Raw genomic sequence first — 1,314 nt, forward strand, 5'->3', positions numbered from 1 at the left:
CGTTCCCTTAGATTTGCGCAATAAAAGGAAATACGGTTGGAATGATTACTTTTGTTGTGTGAAAGAAACAGACCAGCCAACTGCAAGGTAAACCATGCTCGTTCCAGATAAAATCTATATTCTGTTTTGGACCTTGCAGTTAACAGTCAAAAAGCCACATAGAAAACTTTGCCTTTTTACCCTAAAGGTAATGGTAGTTAAGGGAGATGGCTCACGGCTGTTGTAGCTGACCTGTTTAAAAATTAAAGAATATGGCAAAGTTAATCATTGGAATTGATTTCAGCAAGGAAAAAATGAATTACTGCTGCATGGAAAGTGAAAGTATGTCTATCCTTCAGGAAGGCGAGGTAGAAAACAGCCGCAAGGGATGTGCCCAGATGACAGGCCGCCTACGTAGTCTGTACAAGGGGCTGAAAGCGGCCGATTTCCTGTTCTGCGGTGAAAATACCGGGATGTACAGCATGGAGGTCGTTGAATGCTTCACCCAAAGGAAATATTTGTTTTGGCTGGAGAATCCGCTTCAGATCAAGTTGAGCAGCGGCATACAGCGCAGCAAGACGGACAGACTTGATGCGCGCATGATTGCCGAATACGCCTGCCGGCACCGTGACAAGGCAAAGGGATGCACCCTTCCCGACAAAGGTCTGAAAAAATTGCGGGAACTCCATCTGACAAGAAGAATGCTGAAGGAATGTGAGGTCAAATTACGCAATTTCTCCGGCAGTACGTCAAAGGCCTCCTCCGAAGCATCCAAAGCCCTTCGGAAAGTGATGAAAGCCATTATGGAGTCCGTCAAGTCCTTGGAGAAAGAGATACGTGAAACTCTAATGGAAGAAGACGAGTTCAAGGAAAATACGGAACTGGCGCTCAGCGTCCCCGGCATATCGTGGGTAACAGCATCAGCCATCATTCTGGATACGAGAAACTTTACGAGATTCGATAGCGCCCGCCAGTATGCCAACCATACGGGATGTGTTCCCCATGAACATTCATCCGGCACAAGTATCAACAAGAAGCCCAGAGTGAGCAAGGCATCGAACCGTTATGTCAATTCCCTGCTCACACAAGGTGCACTCTCGTTGTTAACACATAATCCCCGGACAAAGGAGTATGCACAGAGAAAAAAAGCGGAAGGAAAACCCTTCGGATTCATAGTCAATAACATACGCAATAAAACAATACATCGACTGTTCGCTGTCATACGCAACAAAACACCTTTCTGTTGGGACTATGTGAAGGGAAGTCCTACAAGTTGTGTTAACTTATTGCAAAAAGATGTTGTTACATTTGCGTAAATCATAGAAAACAGAATGA

The 1,314-nt window shown here is 45.1% G+C and carries 1 protein-coding gene; it reads left to right on the top strand.

Annotation, left to right across the window (positions count from 1 at the left end):
* The first annotated feature begins 251 nt into the window (after positions 1 to 251).
* Positions 252 to 1,295, top strand: coding sequence for an IS110 family RNA-guided transposase (locus tag BQ7483_RS00120; RefSeq protein ID WP_072544395.1), 1,044 nt, complete (start codon positions 252 to 254; stop codon positions 1,293 to 1,295).
* Positions 1,296 to 1,314: the final 19 nt, after the last annotated feature.

The sequence above is a fragment of the Mediterranea massiliensis genome, from assembly GCF_900128475.1.
Lineage (GTDB): Bacteria > Bacteroidota > Bacteroidia > Bacteroidales > Bacteroidaceae > Bacteroides > Bacteroides massiliensis_E.

Bases quoted from the DNA above. Each gene is read 5' to 3' on its own strand.
- BQ7483_RS00120 (WP_072544395.1), top strand. From the start codon at position 252: ATGGCAAAGTTAATCATTGGAATTGATTTCAGCAAGGAAAAAATGAAT.